13 protein-coding genes and 1 pseudogene are annotated in these 21,250 nt (G+C 44.9%); 4 read left to right on the top strand and 10 right to left on the bottom strand.

The features are described from left to right. From VM802_RS06280 to VM802_RS06235, 10 genes and pseudogenes are all read right to left on the bottom strand, one after another. Nucleotides 1-490: pseudogene (locus tag VM802_RS06280) on the bottom strand (alpha-1,3-galactosidase B); the annotation flags it as partial. Between the two features lie 25 nt (nt 491-515). Then, nucleotides 516-2,129, bottom strand: a complete 1,614-nt coding sequence (locus VM802_RS06275) for a discoidin domain-containing protein (RefSeq protein ID WP_325528963.1) — start codon at nt 2,127-2,129, stop codon at nt 516-518. Beyond that, a complete protein-coding gene (locus VM802_RS06270) occupies nt 2,108-2,587 on the bottom strand; it encodes a hypothetical protein (protein ID WP_188104238.1) in 480 nt (159 codons plus the stop codon). The genes VM802_RS06275 and VM802_RS06270 overlap by 22 nt, the downstream gene beginning before the upstream one ends. A 519-nt stretch (nt 2,588-3,106) precedes the next feature. Further along, nucleotides 3,107-4,246, bottom strand: a complete 1,140-nt coding sequence (locus VM802_RS06265) for an acyltransferase family protein (RefSeq protein ID WP_168737407.1) — start codon at nt 4,244-4,246, stop codon at nt 3,107-3,109. A gap of 94 nt (nt 4,247-4,340) precedes the next feature. After that, nucleotides 4,341-5,921: a beta-N-acetylhexosaminidase gene (locus VM802_RS06260; RefSeq protein ID WP_168737408.1), complete on the bottom strand. Its 1,581-nt coding sequence runs from the start codon at nt 5,919-5,921 to the stop codon at nt 4,341-4,343. Nucleotides 5,922-5,979: 58 nt separating this feature from the next. Beyond that, a complete protein-coding gene (locus VM802_RS06255) occupies nt 5,980-6,702 on the bottom strand; it encodes a DUF3823 domain-containing protein (RefSeq protein ID WP_168737409.1) in 723 nt (240 codons plus the stop codon). Between the two features lie 20 nt (nt 6,703-6,722). Continuing rightward, on the bottom strand, nt 6,723-8,456 hold the full coding sequence (locus VM802_RS06250; protein ID WP_325528962.1) for a RagB/SusD family nutrient uptake outer membrane protein: 1,734 nt from the start codon (nt 8,454-8,456) through the stop codon (nt 6,723-6,725). A gap of 100 nt (nt 8,457-8,556) precedes the next feature. Continuing rightward, complete coding sequence (locus tag VM802_RS06245) at nt 8,557-11,895, bottom strand: TonB-dependent receptor (protein WP_168737411.1); 3,339 nt, start codon at nt 11,893-11,895, stop codon at nt 8,557-8,559. Nucleotides 11,896-12,129: 234 nt separating this feature from the next. Beyond that, nucleotides 12,130-13,320: a FecR family protein gene (locus VM802_RS06240; RefSeq protein WP_325528961.1), complete on the bottom strand. Its 1,191-nt coding sequence runs from the start codon at nt 13,318-13,320 to the stop codon at nt 12,130-12,132. A gap of 167 nt (nt 13,321-13,487) precedes the next feature. Next, complete coding sequence (locus VM802_RS06235; protein ID WP_168737413.1) at nt 13,488-14,063, bottom strand: RNA polymerase sigma factor; 576 nt, start codon at nt 14,061-14,063, stop codon at nt 13,488-13,490. Between the two features lie 416 nt (nt 14,064-14,479). On the opposite strand from VM802_RS06235, the gene VM802_RS06230 reads away from it, so the two are divergent. The 4 genes from VM802_RS06230 to VM802_RS06215 all read left to right on the top strand — a co-directional run bounded on the left by VM802_RS06230 (nt 14,480) and on the right by VM802_RS06215 (nt 21,195). Further along, nucleotides 14,480-16,516: a kojibiose hydrolase gene (locus VM802_RS06230; RefSeq protein ID WP_168737414.1), complete on the top strand. Its 2,037-nt coding sequence runs from the start codon at nt 14,480-14,482 to the stop codon at nt 16,514-16,516. Between the two features lie 432 nt (nt 16,517-16,948). Further along, entirely contained in the window at nt 16,949-17,464 is a 516-nt protein-coding gene (locus VM802_RS06225) for an RNA polymerase sigma-70 factor (protein ID WP_168737415.1), read from the top strand. Nucleotides 17,465-17,542: 78 nt separating this feature from the next. Further along, complete coding sequence (locus tag VM802_RS06220) at nt 17,543-18,532, top strand: FecR family protein (RefSeq protein WP_168737416.1); 990 nt, start codon at nt 17,543-17,545, stop codon at nt 18,530-18,532. Nucleotides 18,533-18,651: 119 nt separating this feature from the next. Continuing rightward, the gene (locus VM802_RS06215) at nt 18,652-21,195 is read left to right on the top strand and encodes a TonB-dependent receptor plug domain-containing protein (RefSeq protein WP_325528960.1); all 2,544 of its coding nucleotides are present in this window, start codon (nt 18,652-18,654) and stop codon (nt 21,193-21,195) included. Nucleotides 21,196-21,250 lie beyond the last annotated feature (55 nt).

The following is a 21,250-nucleotide window of genomic DNA, read 5'->3' as shown; positions in this document are numbered from 1 at the left end:
GTGTATCGTTCTTTATCTCGTACGGATATTCGTTTTTGTCTATCTTCAGATCCAGAAAGGTGTCGCTGTATCCCACAATCTCCGCCTGCGAAATTAAAGGCCGGTCCCAGTCGATGCTGAAATTCCGGAGCGTTATATCCTCCGCATTCTGTACGTTGAACGCCATCATCTTTCCATGAAATACAAACTCCGATCCCTGACCGTCGATGCATACACCCGACCTGTCGCGGATCTCAATCCCAACGGGGGCGTCGGACAAATCCTCCCTATCTTTATTCGGACAAAAGTCGTACCTGCCACGGGGAAAAACCAGTTTCAGGTAGCGCGCGTTCCTGTTTTCTTTCAACAGCTTCCTGATCTCCGGTTCTACATTGACCCGGCTGTCAGGATGGATGCCATAATCTGTTACGTTTATCTCAACAGTATCCTGCTGGCCAAAACACGAGCTGTTAAGGACCAGTAGTAAAAAAGATATCAATGTAACTCTCATCTTGTTAATTATTAAAGATAAATCATCAGAATGCACCGATCTCAGAAAAGTACAACACCTTGTTAGTGCCGTGAATAGCGGTGACCACCAGTTTCAGGTAACGTGCATTCACTGCTGCAGGAAATGAAAGCCTTGTTTTGCTTTCATCCACAGGGCCTTCCGGTATTTCGATGTTAGTATAAGTAGCCGCCGTTTGCCAGTTAACGTTATCCTCGCTCACCAATACCTGCATATCTTTGGGCTGGCCGCTGGAATAGTCGATATCAAATTTGCGATTCTTAAATGTAATACCATGCAACGATTTTGCCGATTTCGTATCGATGGTAATATGATGCGGAAAAGGCGCTTCCCCGTTTACCCCGGCGGTAGACCAAAACGTATATGGATTATTGTCCAGTACATAAGCAGCACCTCCTTCCTCCGGCGCTGAAGGCCAGGGCTCCTGAGAGGAAAAGTCGATCACTTCCCAACCAGTCCGGTCATATTCTTTCATATCGAACACGATATGGTAATCATACCCGTGCCGGGCCTTGGTAACCAGATTTAACCCGGCTGTATAGAGCTTGAACGACTGCCCCATGACATGCTGGTTATTGTTGGTTACATTCACAAACCAGTTGTACCACCAGGAGATTTGCGGAAAACCGAAATCCCTGGGGCTCCAATCCTGTGTTGGCATACTATTGGCAAAAGAAATAAATGTTTTACCATCGGTATCATTGCCAATGCAAACATATTTTTTGAGGAATTTATTGTAACATACATTGGCAATATTCACGTCCGGTATAATGATGGTTTCATGGCCACCAATGCCGGCTTCCACCCAGCTACCGTTGTAGAATTTCTTCCAATACCCCGGTGCAAGTTTATCACTGAGCCGGCACCTGGCCACACAAATATCCTGCTCCGTTCTGTGCCCCGAATTATCTGAATAGAAGCCTTTTTTATAATAGACATACGCATACCCATCGCCCGGAATGAAAAGATCAAGATCACCCGCACCGTAATATTTTTGCCCCGGCGGCGGTGGGATGGATTTGTCCTGCGTGATGATATCGCCCTGATAGGTCCATGTTTGTCCATTGTCAACCGACGTAGCAAGCCCCATGCGCCGTTCCTTTGCTTCGGTTTCCCATTTTTTCATGTAGTTGTATTCACTGTAGGCAATGGAGTAGAATTTACCATCAGACGGATCTATCCAAAGTCCCATCAGCCAATAGTTACACCAGTCGTCGTTTCCTTCCGTAGTATAGTAAGGAAAGTTAGCTGCAGGTTTTGGCTGCTGCAACTGCTTCACGGCATTGTTGACATTAGCGCCTTTCCATAGCTCCCATAAATTATACTCGCCATCCCAACTAGCACAGTTTCCGCCGAGTATATAGAGCTGCCCCTGGTATCTGTCGATGCCCGCCATCTGATCAAACTTGTACGCATTTTCGTTTTTTACGGTATCCACTTTCCAGAGAATAGAATCATAGGTAGCACTGGAGCCTATCACACCTGCTGTGAGCGAGCGTTCTGTGAGCGAGCGTTTAGCAGTATTTTTCGGATCCGGGGCCACTGTTTCCTTTACCATTTCTTTGTTACACCCCATCCCTCCAATACTCAAAAGTATAATCAACAATAGTTTACGGTACATATATGTATGTGTTTAAGGTGAGATAATAAAAGGTTGTTATCCCCCGCGGCCAGCGCCGCAGGGGGGATAAGGTAGTGTTTGTTTTTATCGAATACGCGGCTTGTCCTTACGGGATAAGAGAATTTCCCGCTGAATGCGTCATTAAGTATCTTTATTGATTCCGCGACATCAGCATCAGAATAAGCGTCTGGGTCTTCATTCACAATATGTATAACTACAGGTAATGTAACTAAAGTCAGAGGAGGCGCCAGTTGACCAGGGGCGGCCATGTAATGCCTTTGCAGGATAGCTTTGTTGGCAGCTTGCTCCCTTCCCCGGAAAATAGAATTCTTTCGCCATTCCTTTTGTAGTATCTCTGTACCACAAGGACGGACAAATACAGGCATCCCTTCCTGAGCATAAGTAATAAAAGGCAATAAAAGCACCATCAAAAGCGATAGCTTATGTCTTTTTAGCATAGGTATGATCGTTAAAAATATGGTCCAGGTCATAATAGGTATGATCGTTAAAAAATATGGTCCTGGTCATAAAAGGAATCTGCCAAACTAATAAAACACCGATCGACTACATTCTTCCTATGCGACAGCTGATTTTTTTTATTCTTCGGAAAAAATCTGAAAAATGAAAGCGTTTTGAAGTAAAAAAGAATCAGTTTACAACAATCCCGCCCGTTTTTTTTAAGATGGCAGCTCAGGATGGTCGTCAGCTTAGAAGATACAAGCGCAGATGGAAGATAGAACGTTTTTTTTACATGGCTCAATGCCTTCAAACGTGTAATCGCACGATATGACAGAGAAATAGAACGCTATCAAGCACTTATTCATCTTGCTTTTGCTTTAATCCTGATGAGAAGAATTATATAGTATTTATGAAATAACCTCTAGTAACAATGCATAAATTCTCATAGAGATTCATTTTTTTGGTGAAAAATCATGCACCGATTCGTCTTATCTGACCAGGGTTTCATGGGCAGTACGTTATATCCGCACGAAGGTTTTATTGCGATACATATAATAAAGTAAGAGCCAGAGAACGCCAAAAGTGCCAGCGGTCAGCAGAAAACCACCAAATTGCCCGAGATGTTTTGCCAGACCTGCGAACAAGGTATTACTGATGTCGCCAAAGGGGATGATACCCGGCGCTATGTAGGCTACAATAGCATTTGTGCCGATAATGATGAAGACAAATGCCCACCGCCGGAAGCCTAAAATGTCTATCACCCAATAAAATAATGCAAGTAACAAGAGGCTCCAGCCTCCCGCCCACAAAACCATCGAGCTGGTCCAGATATGCTTGATGATTGGAAATTCAAAACTCCAAAGCCAGCCTGCCAACAGGCAGGCCAAACCTGATATAATTAACCAGAACACTTTGGGCAATTTAGGCCCCGGAGCGCGTAGCAAATGGCCCGCCAGAACGCCTATCAGCGTCGTAGCGCCGAATCCTATGCTGCTGAGTATCCAGGTGTAATCATTACCGTCCCGAAAACGGCCTAACAGAGACTGATCAACCCACATTGCCAGATTTCCCTCGGGCGAAAGCACCCCAATTCCATGGCCCGGCACCAGTACAAAACGCATCAGCCCCCAAAAAATCAGTAGTAAAATGCCTGCCAGCACAGCCTGTCCTTTTACCGGCAGCTCTACCAATGCAATTGCGGAAATCAGGTAGCCCGCCGCAATTGCCTGAAGGGTGTTGCTGTAAAGCAGCAGGTCGTCCATGCGGAAATGAAGCAGATTGCCTTGGGCAACCATGCCAAGCGCCCACAATAGCAGCACGCGATAAATGACTTTCAGGTAAATGCGGCGGCGACCATCCCCCTGCGCCAGCCGTTTCCCTATCGAAAACGGCATGGCGGCCCCCACGATAAACAAAAAGAGCGGCATGATCAGGTCCCAGGCAACAAAACCCTCCCACGGAACATGATCGAATTGTTCTTCCAACCAGGATGGAAGCGGGTTGGCGAAAAGCTTGAAAAATTCATATACCATAGGGCCGCCGCCCGCAATCCAAAACATATCAAAACCCCGTAGCGCATCTATTGAAACTATACGTTCTGCAGGCGCAACAGTATGGGACAAGCGCGTACCTTTCATTTGAGTGGATTCTTTCGTCATTAGTGATTTGAATAAGTTGCTAAAAAAAGAAATATCTGATTTTTGGGGCCGTTGTTTCCCGGAAGCTGAACGAGACTGATCAGATATCGCCATATTAGTTCACGTCCCATTTTACGTTCCATCTGGCAGAAAAATATTCCAGTGCTTTGCAAAAATTGCCAAAATTTTTGTTGGCAACCAATGTCCAGCCATCTTCCGCATAAGCGGCCAGTCTTGGGTACACCTGCTTATTCATACTGGCTTCATCGGGTATCCATTCGCCCCACATCTGGCAGCCAGTGCCGAGTATTTTTGCATGATATTTTGGATCCAGCCCTTTGGGGATAGGATCAAAGCCATAGGCTTTTTCCAGGGAAATGTCTTTGTAGGAATAATCAAGGTAGGTAAACTCACTGAAGGAGTTCACCACATCGTAACCTCTTGAAACAGCCTGGTCAATGATTTTAAGGTCGCCTGTCCAGAACTGTATAATAGTGCCGGGCGCTAATTTTTCTCTGTTGGAAACCTTGCCGGCATCAACATCCTCCAGCATGCTGTTCATGATTTCATTCCATCCGGCCATCCTGCGGTATTTGCCAGCCAGGAAGTTGGATATCCCGTTGGTGAACGCAATCTGGAGGTCTCCAGGAGACACAATGTGATGTTCTTTCATGTAAGCCTGTACGCCGGCATCTGCCTTCCACTGGTCAAACTTCACTTCATCCCCACCTATGTGTATTACTTTAGAAGGAAATAGGTTGATCACTTCCTCTAAAACATCATGCAAAAAGGCAATTACCTTTGGATCTGCTACGTTGTATACATCGTATTGTATGCCAAATTTGCATGGTACCCGGATTTTTTTTTGCGATGTTCCGAGCCAGGGATAGGAAGCAATGGCTGCAGCGCTATGCCCTGGCATTTCTATTTCCGGGATAACAGTGATATGTCTTTCAGCAGCGTAATTGATGATTTCTTTGATGGCTGCCTGCGTATAGAAGCCCCCATGAGGCTTACTGTCATAGGTATTGCCGTCAGCATCCCCGCCAATTTGCGTAGAGTCGCGGTGGCTGCCGATGGCAGTGAGCTGCGGATATTTGAGTATCTCAATGCGCCAGCCCTGGTCGTCGGTAAGGTGCCAGTGAAAAGTGTTCATCTTGAGCAAGGCCATTTCATCCAGCAGACGCTTCACGACTGTGCTGCCTTTGAAGTATCTGCCTTCGTCGAGCATGAAGGCTCTCCACGAAAAGCGAGGCTTATCTTTGATACTGACCGCATTTAACGTATATGTGTTACCATTACCATGAATGAGTTGGCGCAAGGATTGAATGCCGTAAAAAATGCCAGTTGAAGCAGGGGCAGTGATAGAGATATTATCCGGATTTACTTTCAACAGGTAGCCCTCCTCTCCGAGTTCTTTTTTCAATTTTTCATCGACAATCAGCCGAATAGAGTTGTTTTTCGAAGATGTTTTCAATTGGATGTTCAGGCCAGATGCTTCCTGTATTGCCTGTTGCAATTGACGCGCTTCCACAATATTGTTGCCGGCGTTTATGACTGTGGCGCTGGTCAGTTGGAACACGCCGGTGCCGGTTTTTACTTCAGCTGGCTGAGGTATAATGTTGATCGCGTGAAGAGGAATACTGATAATCAGTAGCATGCACCCATATACCCCAAAGGCAAATAATTGTTTCATCAAATATTTTTTTTTGTTTATTGAATATTGCTAAGACTGTGGCAAAATGAATGCTCGTTTATTTGCCGGCCGTTTTTATTGCATATATTTTAGAATAGTTATAGTAATTCTGCGGATTGATACTGCTTGTGGCAGTGCTGCTGCCTGCCCTTATGTAATAAGTGGTATTGGGAGCTAACCCTGTGAATACTACAGTAATAGTCGTATCTCCATTTACAGGCTGTATTTTCCGGTACCGGGTGTCTCCCTTATTCACCCCCCGGAATTCCTGAACATCCACAACTGAAGCGGTATTTAAAAATGCTCCCCCCTGAGCAATTTGTTGAGCGGCGTCATTGCTCTTGATACTATAAGTAAAAGTTGCGGAGGTGTCGGTTATATTACCCGTCTTCAACGTCACATAAATCCAGGGGCGTACTTTGAGATCCAGTTTCGTATCTCCATTCACAGTCGCAATAATAGTATCTGCATAGAATGGTCCTGATGGCGCCACCTTATAAGTTCCGGAGAAAATACTTGCATTTTTATATGTTCCGTTGGTAAGAAAGTTGCTTCCAATAGCACCAGATGCTGTTGAACTGTAGTTCATCTGAAACAAATTAAGTATGCCTCCCTGTCCTATACTGCTCGCCATAGGAACGGTGTCGTTCGTTCTGCTGTCTATTATTGCGCCAGACAGGGATGCCCGGGGAGGCTCATAGTTATCCAGCTTATTACTACAACCGCTCTGTATACATGCGGCAAGGAATATCAGGTAAAAAAGGATTTTATTTTGGTTCATATTTTTAAATTTTAAGACACTCAATAACCTGGATTTTGCGCCAGGTAGCTATTTGCTCCACTGACGTCAATTTGCTCATAGTACAGCCGTGGTGGAAAAGTACGACCGGGTTTAACAGGTATGGGAGCAATGGTGAACGTGTATTGCATTTGTGCCGGATTGGTATTTGCTTTCCAGTTTAACCAGGGAAAGAGTGCGTGGAATGTGGTGGCATTTAACACCTGGTCTGCAATATGCCATCTCCGTAAATCCCAGTAACGATGGTTCTCAAAAGCCAGCTCCACCCGCCGTTCATGTCTCACCTGACTGAGGCCAACCATTGATAGTAACTTTATTCCGGCCCTGGCTCTTATCTGGTTAATAGCGGATAAAGCATCACCTGGTTTTCCCAGCTCCACAGCCGCTTCCGCAAAATTCAGCAACACTTCACCATACCTGAATACGAGCCACGGCTGGTGTGACTGTCCATCATTTGGCGTAAAGTTCGCATCTTCTATCAGGTATTTCTTCTGATAGAAACCAGATTTTGTTGGATCTGCTGTTGTAGTAGGTCCGTCTTTCCCTGTGAATGCAATTGTATATGGAGCAGTACCATAAGTTTTGGTCAGATCCTCGTTAATGAGTGTGTCAGTTCCGTTCACAATTCCTCTTCTTAACTCAATATATCCACCCTGAGGGTCTTTATTGGCATGCCACTCAGCACCAGGATACTGAATGGATGCGAAAAAACGCGGATCCTTTCCTTTAAACAGATCGGCCGGATTGTTATACCTGATCGGGTTGCCTCTGTCGTCTACTATTTTTAGTTTACCCGGTGTGCCATCTGTATATTCGAACTCTTCAACCAGCTCAATCACAGGATTCACAGAGTTGCCATAGTCAACCCTAAAGCTTTGAGGGGAATTATAGTAGTCGAAACTATGTCCTCTGTTTGGTAATGAATAGGCTTCAGCCAGAATGGCTTCCGGATTGGTGGCAGCATCCCGGCCATTGAACAATAATTGAAAATTTTTGGCCGGATCGCTGCTGCCCTGAAATAACTTAAATTTGTCAGATGTAATAATAGCCCTGGCTGCTTCATACGCTTTTTGCCAATATGTGTTTGCCATAGATGAGGGGATACCTACCAGACCATTCAGCTGCACATGCCCATATTTGGCTTCTGAGGCGGCATATAACATTGCTCTGCATTTCAACGCAAGGGCGGCAGCGTTAGTGACTCTGAGTGGTCCGCCAGCCTGTAATCCATTACTGCCAATAATATCATCTAACTCACTGGCAACAAAATCATAAATCTGTTGCGCTGTACTTCTTGGTATTTTCAGATTGTCAGCGGTGGTCAGTACTTTGGTAACCAATGGTACGCCTCCATAGCGTTTAACCAATCCGAAATACGTGAGCGCGCGGAGGAACCGTACTTCCTGCAAATATTGATTGCGGTCAGCGGCTCCCAGATTTGTGGCATTAACGATTTTGGCAATAAAGTCGTTTTGCCGGCGTATAAGATCATACGGCCACCAATTCCCAAATTGTCCATTAGGTATCACGCCAATGATTGACGGATCCGACCAGGCATAAGACTGAACGGCTTCGTCTGTCCAAACACTCATATAGTTGCTTCCCTGCCCGTAGGTAAAATCTTCGTATCCGGCGCCGGAGAGATCGTTATAGAGCGCCGCAACAAGGGCCTGCACAGCAGCAGAAGAAGCATAAGCCTGGTTGTCCGCTATCAGGTCCTGAGGCTGAAGCCTCACAAAGTCTTTGTTACAGGCCAAAAGTATGGTCATCCAAATCAGGCATAATATATATGTACGTTTCATGACTTTACTGAATATAAAATGAAGGATTTTAAACCTAAAATTTTGCATTTATTCCAAATACAAATGTTCTCTGCTGAGGGTAATACGCCGCTTCAGCATCACCAACTTCGGGGTCAAGATATTTTACTCCGGTGATAGTAAATACATTCTGACCTGAAGCAAAGAACCGTAAACTTTTTATACCTGATTTTGCCAATATTTTCTTTGGAATGGCATAGCCAATCTGTACGGTTTTCAGGCGCAGATAGGTGCCTTTTTGCAGCCAGAAGCTGGAGGTTAACCTGTTATTTGGATTGCCGCTTATGATGGTAGCCGGGAATTTTCCAGGTACCCAGGGACTGTTCGGATTATATATATCTTCACGATGCCAACGATCAGTAAAATAGGCATAGGAATTAGCGTTATTCCAAAAGGGATTTTGCAGCACGCCGCTGTAATTCACATTAAAATTGCCTGCGCCTGCAAACAGCAGGGAGACGTCAATACCCTTATAACTTGCATTCAAGGCAAGTCCATATTGAAGTTCGGGGTAGTCGCCCCTGCCTATTACTGTTTGATCCCGGCTATCAATTACACCATCTCCATTTATATCTTCGTATTTAATATCACCGGGATGTAAGGTTGCATTACCACGGCTGTCCTGTACAGGAGAACGATTTATTTCTTCCTGTGACTGAAACTGGCCGATGGCATGGTAACCAGTTAACCTATTTTGCCATCTGTAAGCGGTATTATTCAGATAGTTCTCACTTGCGCTCCCGTAAGGAGGTTGTTCTATATATGCATTCCTGCCCCGGGTCCATGATATATTGGGACTTACATTTAATACAAAGTCACCTATCCGTTTATAATATCCCAGCTCCAGTTCAAATCCCCTGTTATTGGTGCTGTTCAGATTCTGCTGGGCTACGGGTATCGCGGCAATGCTGGGAAAGGAGGCGGCAGGATAGGCCGGAATACCTGTCACATTTCTGTAGAATACTTCAAAGGTACCGGTAATAGTATTGTCAAATAATCCAAAGTCAAGCGCTGCATTAAAGATATTAGCTGTTTGCCATGAAAGGCGTGGATTGGCAAGAGTACCTACTTGCAGACCATTAACAACTGTACTGCCCGAGAAAATATAGTTACCGCTGGGATAGTTGTACCCACTCAGATATTTAAATTCGTCGAATGAACCGTCATCTGCCACCTTCGCCCAGGAAGCACGCAATTTCAAATTACTCAGGAAGGCGAAGTTAAAAAATGGTTCTTTATTGATCACCCAACCGGCAGAAATTTCCGGGAAGAAAGCACCATTTAAGAATTTGTAAGAGTAATCATATCTTCCTCCCAACTCTAACAGGTATTTAGCCTTATAGTCGTAGTTGATACGACCTACATAGCCCTGGTACGCGCTTTGACCGAGCTGGTAAGTCCCTGTGGTTTGATTGGCAGCGTTGCCCAGGTCCAGATTGGGTATAGCATCAACGGTAAACTGCTTCGATCCCTGTATGCCGGTAGAATTGGTTTTTCTTCTCTCCAGCAGCAACAAACCTGTAAAGTGATGGGCGCCGTTGAAGGTATGATCGTAATTAAGCGAAAGTTGTACATTGGAAGTGGTCCCTCCCTGTGAATAACCCTGCTTTAAGGTGGAAGGCGCATTTCCGGTGTAAGTGGGGGTATACTTTTTTGTTGTGGGATCATAGCTGTACAGGAAATACTGTTTGCTCCAGGTCGAATACCTGTTATTATTCGATTCATAGTTGAAGGAAAGTCTGGCATTCAATCCTTCAATATACGGGATACTATATGTTAAAGTGCCAATACCAGTAAAAACATCCCAGACGCTATTGTTATAGCCAGAATAGGCGGCCTGGGCCATGGCAGCAGGATTTACCTGAACATTTGTAACCGCAAAGTAATTGGGATCGTTGTTGGCATATACCGGCGTTATAGGATAAGACCGCTGAATAACATTGACGATGTTAATGGCATCGGTGCCAGGTATAGGGGCGTTAGGGGAAAACCTGTTTTCCTTTCTGCCCCCCAGGTTTAATTCTGCAGTCAATCTTTTATTAATCTGCATACTGATATTACTCCGAAAATTATAACGCCTGAACTTCACATCTCCTGAGCGAAGTAACCCCTGCTGGTCTAACATCCCGCCTGAAACAAAGTACTTTACCTTCTCCGTGCCACCCTGTATATTGAGATTAACATTGTTCATAGTGGCCCATTTTCTAAATACTTCGTTATACCAGTCTGTGCTCTTGTAACCGGAGTCAACTCCCATTTTCCATTTCTGCACCTCTTTCGCTCCGTAAATTGGCGCATTCCCTGCATTTACGCTCGCTTCATCCATGAGTTCAGTGAATTCCCCCGCATTCATTAACCTGGGGTATCTTGTGATACCCTGGATGCCTGTGTAAGCATTTAGCGCAACCACTGGCTCCCCTGTTTTCCCTCTCCTGGTAGTAATAAGTATTGCGCCATTTGCGCCTTTGAAGCCATACATAGCGGCAGCGCCGTCTTTCAAAATGGTAAAGCTTTCAATTTCATTAGGATCAATCTGGGCGATGTCGGATGGAACGCCGTCAACAATTGTCAGAGGAGATCCAAATCCCCTTATATTAAACTTCGCTACATCGTCTCCGGGCTGACCGCCGCCCTGGCGAAACGTTAAACCCGGCAGGCGCCCCTGTAAACCATTGATAACATTGGCAACAGGCGCTTTTGCTATTTCGACGCCGCTGATCTGCGCTACTGATCCCGTGAGGGTTGTTTTCCGTTGCTTTCCATATGCCACTACCACCAGGTCTTCTAATTTATTTTCTGAAACAGCCAGTATGACCTGTAAATAATTACTGCCTGAAAAGGCTATTTCCCGCTGTTTAAACCCTATGGAGGAAATAATAAGTATGCCGGCGGGTTCCGGTGATTCCAGGAAGAAAGTTCCGTCGTCTTTGGTCACAGTACCTGTTTTGGTCCCTTTTATAAAAACGGTAGCCCCAATAACCGGACGCCCGACTGAATCTGTGACCTTACCCGAAATCCTGGCTGGAGGGGTGACGTTGTGAATAGTAGGGGAAAAGGGCAATGCCGGGGCCTCCCCGACCACGATCATTTTGTTAACGATTTTGTAGGTGAGGGGCTGACCTGCAAAACATATATCCAGCGCTGTTTTCAACGATTGATTATTAATGTCTGCCGTAACCGGCCTGGCATTCTGAATATGTGTTTCATTATAGAAAAAAAAGTAGCCGGATTGTTGCTGTATTCTGGAGAATACCTCGCTTAATTTTGCATTCTTCACTTTAATAGTGATGACCTGACCGGTTGAGGCCCTGGATTGCAGGCAGGCAATGACAAGCAGGAGAGCTGTGAGTTTCATGAATAAAAGGAACGTGGATCGTTTTACCAATATTTGTATTAAATAAAATAATAATACAAATTTCGTGATAAGAAATTGCATATCTTTGATAGATTAAGGCTGATAATAAGAAGGTCTGATTAAATCTTGTTTACGCCTTTTAACGTCCCGGTGCTGTCAACACTGGGATTTTTATTTGCATAAGGCGTCCATGAAGTCATGTATACATCTGTCTGTTTGATTTTGATAAAAAAATTATAGGGATAAAACAGTTAATTTATTCCCCTCTATTTTGAAACGGATATTTGCATGTTGCAATACCATCAGGAGCTCTGAAAGGGGTAATGTCCTTGGCACAGTGCCGGTAAACAGATCCTTTGCCGGCGCACCTTCATATTGCACATCAACATTATACCAGCGGCTTATCTGGCGCATCAATGTGGCAATATCGGTTCTATGAAAGCGGAAAAATCCATCTTTCCAGGCAATGATTTCTTCAGTATTTACTTTTTCTACGCTTATATTTCCCATTTTATCCAACCTTGACTGCTCACCGGGAACAATTATTCTTCCATGTTGGGTGAACGTTTCTATTATTTTGACGCTTCCCTCCAGCAGCGTGGTCCGGATTGTATTTTCATCAGCATAGGCATTGACGTTGAAATGCGTACCCAACACACTTACCTGCATGTTACCAACGGATACAATAAAAGGTTGTGCAGCATTTTTAGCTACTTCAAAGTATGCCTCCCCCGATACTTTTACGGCTCTTTCTCTCGTCTGGAACAACGTAGGGAAAGTTATCGACGACGATGCATTCAGCCATACCTTCGTACCATCGGGTAAAGTGAGCCGGTATTGGGATCCACGGGGCGTGGTTACCGTATTATTCACAACAGTGACGGCCCCCTTTCCTTCTTCATAGGTAACACCATCTTTGCCGGATTTGACGATCCGGGCACCGCCTTCGTCAGCCAGCATACCGCTTGTTGAATCATCAAGCGTTATCTTTCTCTCGTTTGATAATGTAAGAATAGCTTTGTTTACACCGGGGGCAATGTCATTTTTGAAATATGGACTCTCTGTCAGGGTTTCAGGATCCTGCATGGAATCCTTACTGCTACTATACCGGTAAAAAGAAATAGCTATAAAAAGCAACACCACAGAAGCCGCGGCAAAGTATAATTTCTTCCTTTTTTGAATGGATAAGGCAGGACGATGCAAGTCGGCAATCCGGGAAATCTTCACAAAGATCCGCCTTTTCAGCTGTTGTCTGGAAGCGGCAAAATCCGGCTCCATCTTAATCTCTTTATCGTCTGATACGCTGTCATACCAGTCATTATACTCCCGCTCTTCCTCTGGAGTAAGCGTTCCCTTTAACCACTTCCTGGCTAATTCACTGTATCTCCTGTTATGGTCGTGTTCTTGATTATTGAAAGCACTCATCTCGCTGAAGGGAAGTTTTCCGGAAGCCCCTGTTAATAGGAAGTCAATCAGGGAATAAAAATCCCCCCTTGTTTTTTGCTTTTTTTTGGGGTAATATTTTAATGAAAGTGTTCCTTTATTTGTAAGTTATTAAAAATCAACTTAAAATTTCAGAAAGCGGGGAAATATCAAAAGAAGCTGGTAAAATGCCTGAAAGAGTTCATCAATGATTGAATGGCGCGGGCAATACTTCGTTCAACGGCCTTTTCAGACACTTGCATTACGCGGGCTATTTCTTTATGGCGTAACCCTCCTTTATGATTAAGTTGAAAAGCTATTCTTGCTTTCTCAGGCAGGGAGGCAATATGAGTTTCCAGGCGTTGTTGCAATTCTTTAAAGTCAAGCCATTCTTCCTGGCTTGAGCATGAGACGTCGATGTTTCGGATAATTTCCTGCCCGTAGCGTGTAGCATGGTTCATTTTAGCCTGGATATTGATTATCCGGTATTTCACTGCAACGGCGAGATAAGCGGGAAAACTATTTTTCACTTCCAGTTCGCCTCGACGTTTCCAAATGTCTGCAAAAACATCTTGTACAGCATCTTCTGCACAACTGGCTATCTTCAATCTTTGCATGGCCATATAAAAAACCTTGTCCCAATACCGGTCATATAGTGCAGCAAAAGCCTGCTCGTCGCTATTGCGGAGCAGCAATAGCAAATCATTGTCACTATAAGTATCATATGTCTCTCTGTTGGGCTTCACGAGCTACTTGTTCTCAGAAGGGGAAATTTATTAACCCAGGATCTGGCAAAAGATTTGGTTGCTACTTTTTAGGTAACTGGTATTAAAGTGCGATGTTAAGGTAATGAAATTTCTTAAAATAATATTAAGGCATGGATGTTTTTTTATAGGCACCCTATTACCGCCGGCGTCTACCAACTCCTCCATTCATGCGCACCGGGTGCAACCATCGAGGTTGTTGTATGGGGTATACATGCCTTCAGCGATATTTGAACGATGGCCGATAGAGATTGCGATTCAAACCATTGTACGAGGCATCATTTTCGGATAAGTGTAAGCAGGGTTCCTTTCTATTTTTAATTTTATATTTTCGCATAACTTATCCCTCAACCGGTAACATAAGTATATATTGTGTACGCTAAATATGGTTATTAATTATGAACAGCATCCAAAAACTCAGCCTGATTGTTGTACTGATGGGAGTTACATTACTTGCAAATGCCCAGCATCCCTGGAAGATACGTACCGACAACATCAATCCGGCGAGTTACTACGGCGTCACAGTAGCTAACGGCATGATTGGCCTTGTATCTTCACCCGAACCTTTTAAAGTAAAAGATGTTGTGCTGGCAGGAGCCTATGATCTGTATGGACGGGGACGGGTAAGTAATTTTCTGCGCAGCTTTAACCTACTGAACATGCGTATGAGCATAGACAACCAGAATATTGAGGGCGCTGCTGTCCGGCATATGCGACAGGAGCTTGATATGCAGCATGGCAGTTTTTCCACGTCGTTCGATTACGGTGATAAAGCTACCATTACCTACACCTATTATGCGCTGCGCCATCTTCCTTTCACCGTGCTGATGGATGTGAGCATCACTGCCGGGAAATCCATTACGATTACAGCAGGCAGTGTACTGGAAGCGCCCGATGCGCTGAAAGATGTACAAAACTATTATAATGAAATAGACCGGCCCCATGTCCTTATCAGCCTCCTGAGCTCATCAGCAAAAAGCCCTACAGGAAAACTGCAGCTTTGTGCCAGCAATACTTTCCTTTTCAGTGAGCCTCATGGTAAGGAACCCAGGGTAGTTCACGAAATGTGGGACAACAGCATGCACCTGATGAAGTTCAGTAAAACACTGCATGCTGGGGAAACTTACCGCTTCTCTATTGCAGGTTCTTCCATCACATCCGCACACGATGACGATCCGCTGAACCAGGCCGAACGTTTAACCCTGTATGCCAGGCTCGAAGGCCGTGAACGCCTGCTGAAACTACACAACAAGGCGTGGGAAGAGCTATGGAAGAGTGATATTCGCATAGAGGGGGCAGCACAGGCGCAGCAGGATGTACATAGTATGTTATATCACCTGTATTCGTTTATACGTGAGAACAGCGCGCTATCGCCCTCCCCTATGGGACTCAGCGGCCTGGGATACAACGGCCACGTATTCTGGGATACCGACCTGTGGATGTACCCGGCATTGCTGGTACTACACCCTGAACTGGCCAAATCTATGATAGAATACCGTTATCAGCGATTGGAACAGGCAAAGCGCAATGCTTTTGCCAAAGGCTTTAAGGGAGCTATGTATCCGTGGGAAAGCGCCGGCAGCGGCGCGGAAGAAACGCCGGTATGGGCGCTGAGCGGTCCCTTCGAACATCATATCACTGCCGATGTGGCCATAGCTGCATGGAATTATTTCCTGGTAACAAAAGATACGGCATGGCTGCGGGAAAAAGGCTGGCCTATATTAAAGCATACCGCTGATTTCTGGAGCAGCCGCGTGGAGCGCGATGGCCCGGGACATTATAACATCAACAACGTAGTGGCTGCGGATGAGTGGGCGGAGAATGTAGACAACAATGCCTTTACCAATGCCGCGGCTAAAGCCAATCTTGTGTTTGCCACCGAAGCAGCCCGACTGCTTAATACAAACGCAGATCCCGACTGGCAACATGTAGCCGCCAACATACCGTTATTAAGCCTCGACAACGGCGTAACAAGAGAACACGCCACCTACAAGGGCGAACCTATCAAACAAGGTGATGTGAACCTGCTGGCATACCCGCTGAAAACAATAACGGATACTGCGCAGATAAAGAAAGACCTTGCCTACTACGAAACAAGAGTACCTGACGAAGGCACACCCGCCATGACGCAGGCCGTGTTTGCACTACTCTACAGTCGTCTTGGAGATTCCCGTAAAGCAGCGCATTGGTTCAAAGAATCCTATGAACCTAACCTCTTACCGCCCTTTCGCGTGATCGCAGAAACAAAAGGAGGTACCAATCCCTACTTTGCCACCGGCGCGGGAGGAATATTACAAAGTGTTCTGATGGGATTTGCCGGATTGGACATTACTGACAATGGCATCAGACAGATATACTCCGTGCTGCCGGAAGGATGGAAAAAACTCACCATCACCGGAGCCGGCACTGAGAAGAAAACTTTTGAACGGAAATAGTAAAAAGAGCCCAAAGGGATAATTTTCCCTTACCATGTTGGAGACCGGCTCTGCCGGTCTTTTCATTTAGAAGGAACTTCCCCCAAGTGCCATAGTAACAGCAAAAGGGCAAAAATCGCAGTCTCCACTTTCCTGCCGACCAGAAAATATTTTTCCCCAATATATCGGCTATTCAATGGGTCAAATGTAATTGACCGGTGTTATGTCTAAGGAAGAGAGTTCCTGAAAAGTAAACCTGAGAAGACCTGTGGTTTGCGCTGTAATATCTGCCCCTCTTTACGATCGCACCGTGTACTTTTTCATTTAAAGCGATAGGGGGTAATCAATCGTCGTGCGTTTATAGATTACAGGAGGAATTTCCGAATAAAATCTGCTATACATCTCCGGCCGCAAATATATGATTACTAAGTATTATATTTATAAACTTCATCAGTGAGCACAGAGAAACTTTACAGACACTTTCAGCAAGTTTTCGAACAGTATTATAAGCCACTTTGTAAATATGCCTTCAGTTTCATAAAGGAAAAGGAGGTGTGCGAAGATATTGTACAGGATATTTTCGTGAAAATATGGGAAACCCGCAAAGACCTCCTGATGGTTGCAGGTATAAAATTTTACCTTTATACCGCTGTTCGCAATAATTGCCTTAACCACCTCTACCGTGGACAATGCCGCCCTGTGTACAGCCTCACGAACATGGACATAGAAGCAGCGTTACCGGCAGAGGCAGAAACAGGTGAAGGAGAACTCATAAATTATAAAGAATTGTTAGAAAAAGGGATTGAGCAGCTTCCCACTAAATGCAAAGAGGTCTTTCTATTAAGTCGTATCGGTAATTTCAGCAACCAGGAGGTCGCTGACAACCTGGGTATATCCATTAAAACAGTGAATAACCAACTTTGGAAGGCGCTAAAATTCCTAAGAATTTTCGTTAAAGCTACGCCATAAATTTTCTTTGAATTATTTTATTCTGCGTGTAGGAATTTTACCAACAATTGTGTTTTAGTAAATAGGGGAAGATAACAAATGGAACAATTACCTGACTATATAAAAGAAATACTGCTCAAAAAGCTTCAGGGCTTGTCCTCCGAGGCGGATGATAAAATAATCGACGACTGGACATCGCCGGATCCTGCTAACAAAGAGTCAATTGCGCAATTGACTGCCACCTGGCGCATGGCAGACCAATGGCTGGAGGAAAAAGAGTTTGACATTAGCCGCGCATGGTCAAAAGTAGATCAGCGAATTATGCTGGCCACAGAGCAGGAGACCGACACAGCTAAATCCGTGTTCCGGATAAACACGTTCCAGAAAATAATGGTAGCCGCGGCTATTATAGGAGGCTTCATTTTCAGTGGATGGTGGTGGTACAACAACCGGCAGGAATCCCTTACCGTCATCACAGCTGCTGCCAATCAGCAAATAACATTATCCGAAGGCACCACGGTATGGCTTAGAAAAGGAGCTACTATCCGGATTCCCAAAATATTCAAAGCTCATGAGCGGAAGATATATCTCTCAGGCGAGGCATATTTTGACGTAAAAACAATCACACAGCAGCCATTCCGCATCGAAACCGGAAAGGGACTGATCACGGTACTCGGCACCGCTTTCCTGGTAAATGCCGGGCGCCAGCAGGAAAGAGTAGCTGTCGCTACCGGCAAGGTGTTGTTTGCAGATAAAAACCATCCACAAAAAAAGTGCATCTTAACAGCCTGTGAAGAAGCTATCTACACAGGAGATACATTTGAAAAAAACATATTTTTCGGCTCTCCCCTGCAATGGCAACAAGAAGAATTAAGTTTCAGAAGTATTCCGTTAAAAGAGGTACTCCAAACACTTGCAATTTATTATAATCATCCTGTCAAAGTTGATACCACACAGACGCCAGGGGCAGGTAAAATATCTATCACCGCCAGCTTTGGAAAGGAATCTTTATCTCAGGCAGTAGATGAAATAGCAAAATTAACAGGGCTTCATTACCGACGACAACAAGACACCCTTATTTTATACTAACATTTATTCGACTTATTGTAAGGAATTTTAAACATAGCAAATACATTCACATTTTCGGCCGTCGGCCGTTATGGCATTGCTGTGTCAATCGTTGCCAAGCTTTAGGCTTTCTCATATCCGTGGTACTGCTTTGTAGTGCATTACACTCCTATGCCCAACAATCCCTTACCAGGAAAATATTCACATGCCATGCTGCCACCGGCAGCATTCCTTTCTTACTATCCAAAATAAGCAGCTATAGCGGCACGATCATCGAATATTCCACCAACTACCTCACTACAGACAGTACCTATTCTATTGCTGACGGAAATGTCATGCTGGGTACCGTACTCCATAAATTACTGAACGGGCAGCAAGTAACAATAGAAGAAATAAACAACAAGATCATCCTTCTGCCTGCAAAAAAAACACCTGAGCAGTATCCGCTCTACGGATTCACGATGGAAGAAGGCAGTATGGAACCATTGGCCTATGCCACAATACAAGACCTGGCGTCCGGTCAGATCTGCCAGGCCAACAGGTTTGGCTATTACAACATGATGTTGTCTCGGGGCAAACACTACCTGGAGGTAAAACACAGCAGCCTCCCTCCTAAAACAATCACCATCTTGCTTGAGACATCTACTCAAAAAAACCTCATCATCTCACCAGTTAAACTACCAGAGGTAAAAATTGACGCGGGCAATACACTTCAACCCGATGGCGGCTCCCGGATGGATAAATACCAAACTGATGCCTACAACAATTTCATGGGAGAAACAGACCCCGTGAGATCTTTATACTTGTTGCCGGGCAATGTGGAAACACAGGAGACTACCGGAAAACTGGTGGTTAGAGGTGGTGATCCGGACCAGAGTATTTTCCTGCTGGATGGCAACCAGGTGTACAATCCCAGTCACCTGCTGGGTGAAATTTCAATCATCAACAGTACGCTGGTTAAATCAATCAGGCAATATAAAAATGACTTCCCCAGTCGTTTCGATGGCGCCATTTCTTCTATCACGGAAGTTAATACCCGGGATGGAAACATGGACAAATGGACGGGGGAAGCCAATGCGGGACTGCTCGCCGGCGCCATGTCCGTAGAAGGTCCATTACGCAAACAATCAACCGCCATGATGTTCTCCATGCGCCATAGTTGGTCCAATCCACTGTTGAATATCCTGGATGACAAGTACCAACTGCGGTTTTATGATATCCATTTTAAGTTAACCCATCTCCTCAATGCCAATAATAAGCTGATGCTTACCGGCTACCTCGGCAAAGACCACCTGAATATCCATAATTCGGATTATCAACGTCTGCAGGCTTGGGGAAACCGGCTGGGAACGCTCAACTGGATCCATTTGCTCGGCGTCCGCTCATTTGTAAGTACCACTGTAAATGTCAGTAACTATACCAATCTTGCCGGTATTAAATTCGCGCTGTTCAACGATTCTACCCAGCAGGCTGAAGATAGTAAGGCGTTTAACAATTATGCATCCATTGACAAACTGGAAGCAAAAACCCAATTTGAATACAACGCATTACCCAATTCCCGGTTCCGGTTTGGCGCCAGGTATGCCCATATCACGATCCGGCCTTTTAATACCACCATTTCTCCCGAATTTCTGGAAGAAGAGGGTTATTATCGGCCCATGCAACCGCTTCGCTTTGGCGAGTTCGCCCTTTATGCTGAAAATGAATTGCGCATCGGAACGAATATATTAATCCGACCGGGCCTGAACTACGCCACCTACAAATTCCATAGCTACACCCATCGTTCCCTTCAGCCCCGGCTATTTGCCGCATGGCGGATCAATCATGACCAGCAGTTTACTTTTTCGTATGCCCGCATGATACAATACCTTCACCAGGTAACTACACCGTTTTTAGGCATCAACAGCGAGTTTTGGGTGCCTAGTACCGGACTGTTGCGCCCTGTGGAAAGCCATATGGTAAACCTGGGATATAATTTCAATGACAAAAAAGGGTTGTTCCTCTCTGTAGATGCTTACTACAAGCAGATGAGCAACAACACCAACTTCGCAGAAAAGGGAAATATCTTCTATAATGAAGATACCTGGGAAACCGATGTCCTCGCGGGGAAAGGCTGGAGTTACGGTCTGGAAGTACTGGCCAGGAAACAAATCAATAAATGGCAGTTTCAGTTTTCGTATGCGCTTACCCGGAGCGAAAGACAATTTCCAGACATTAACGAAGGGAAAAAATATCCTTTCTGTTATGACAGGCGGCATAATTTAAATGCCACCATCAACTATAGCCCGCTTAAAAACTGGAACCTCGGCCTCGTATGGTATTTCAGTTCCGGCGATGCAGAGTTCCTTCCTCCGGGAGTCAATGATGACTTTGATACTCCCGCTCCTGTGGATCCTGGCAATAAAGAACCCGACGAGAAAAATCCCTTTGTCTTTGACAGAACCGGGTACAAGTCCAGACGACTGCCGGCCTACCATCGACTGAACTTTAACACCAGCTTCTCATTTCATACCGGTCAGCAGCTTACGCACAAGTTATCTGCCGGCCTTTATAATGCCTACCAGGCCCGTAACAAGTACATTCGGGATGTTTGGAACCTGGAAGACAATAGCTATAATACTACATCATCAGGAAACCGCTTATTTGATCTTACTTTTTATTTATCCTATACCCTCAGATTCTAGTTTTTTTATTCTTTTCTGTAGGAAGTTTCATTTTTTTGTTGTTTTCATAACAGAT

This window comes from Chitinophaga sp. (assembly GCF_035538455.1).
GTDB lineage: Bacteria > Bacteroidota > Bacteroidia > Chitinophagales > Chitinophagaceae > Chitinophaga.
The sequence above is the reverse complement of the archived record's forward strand: the minus strand, read 5'-3'. Positions and strand labels throughout refer to the sequence as shown.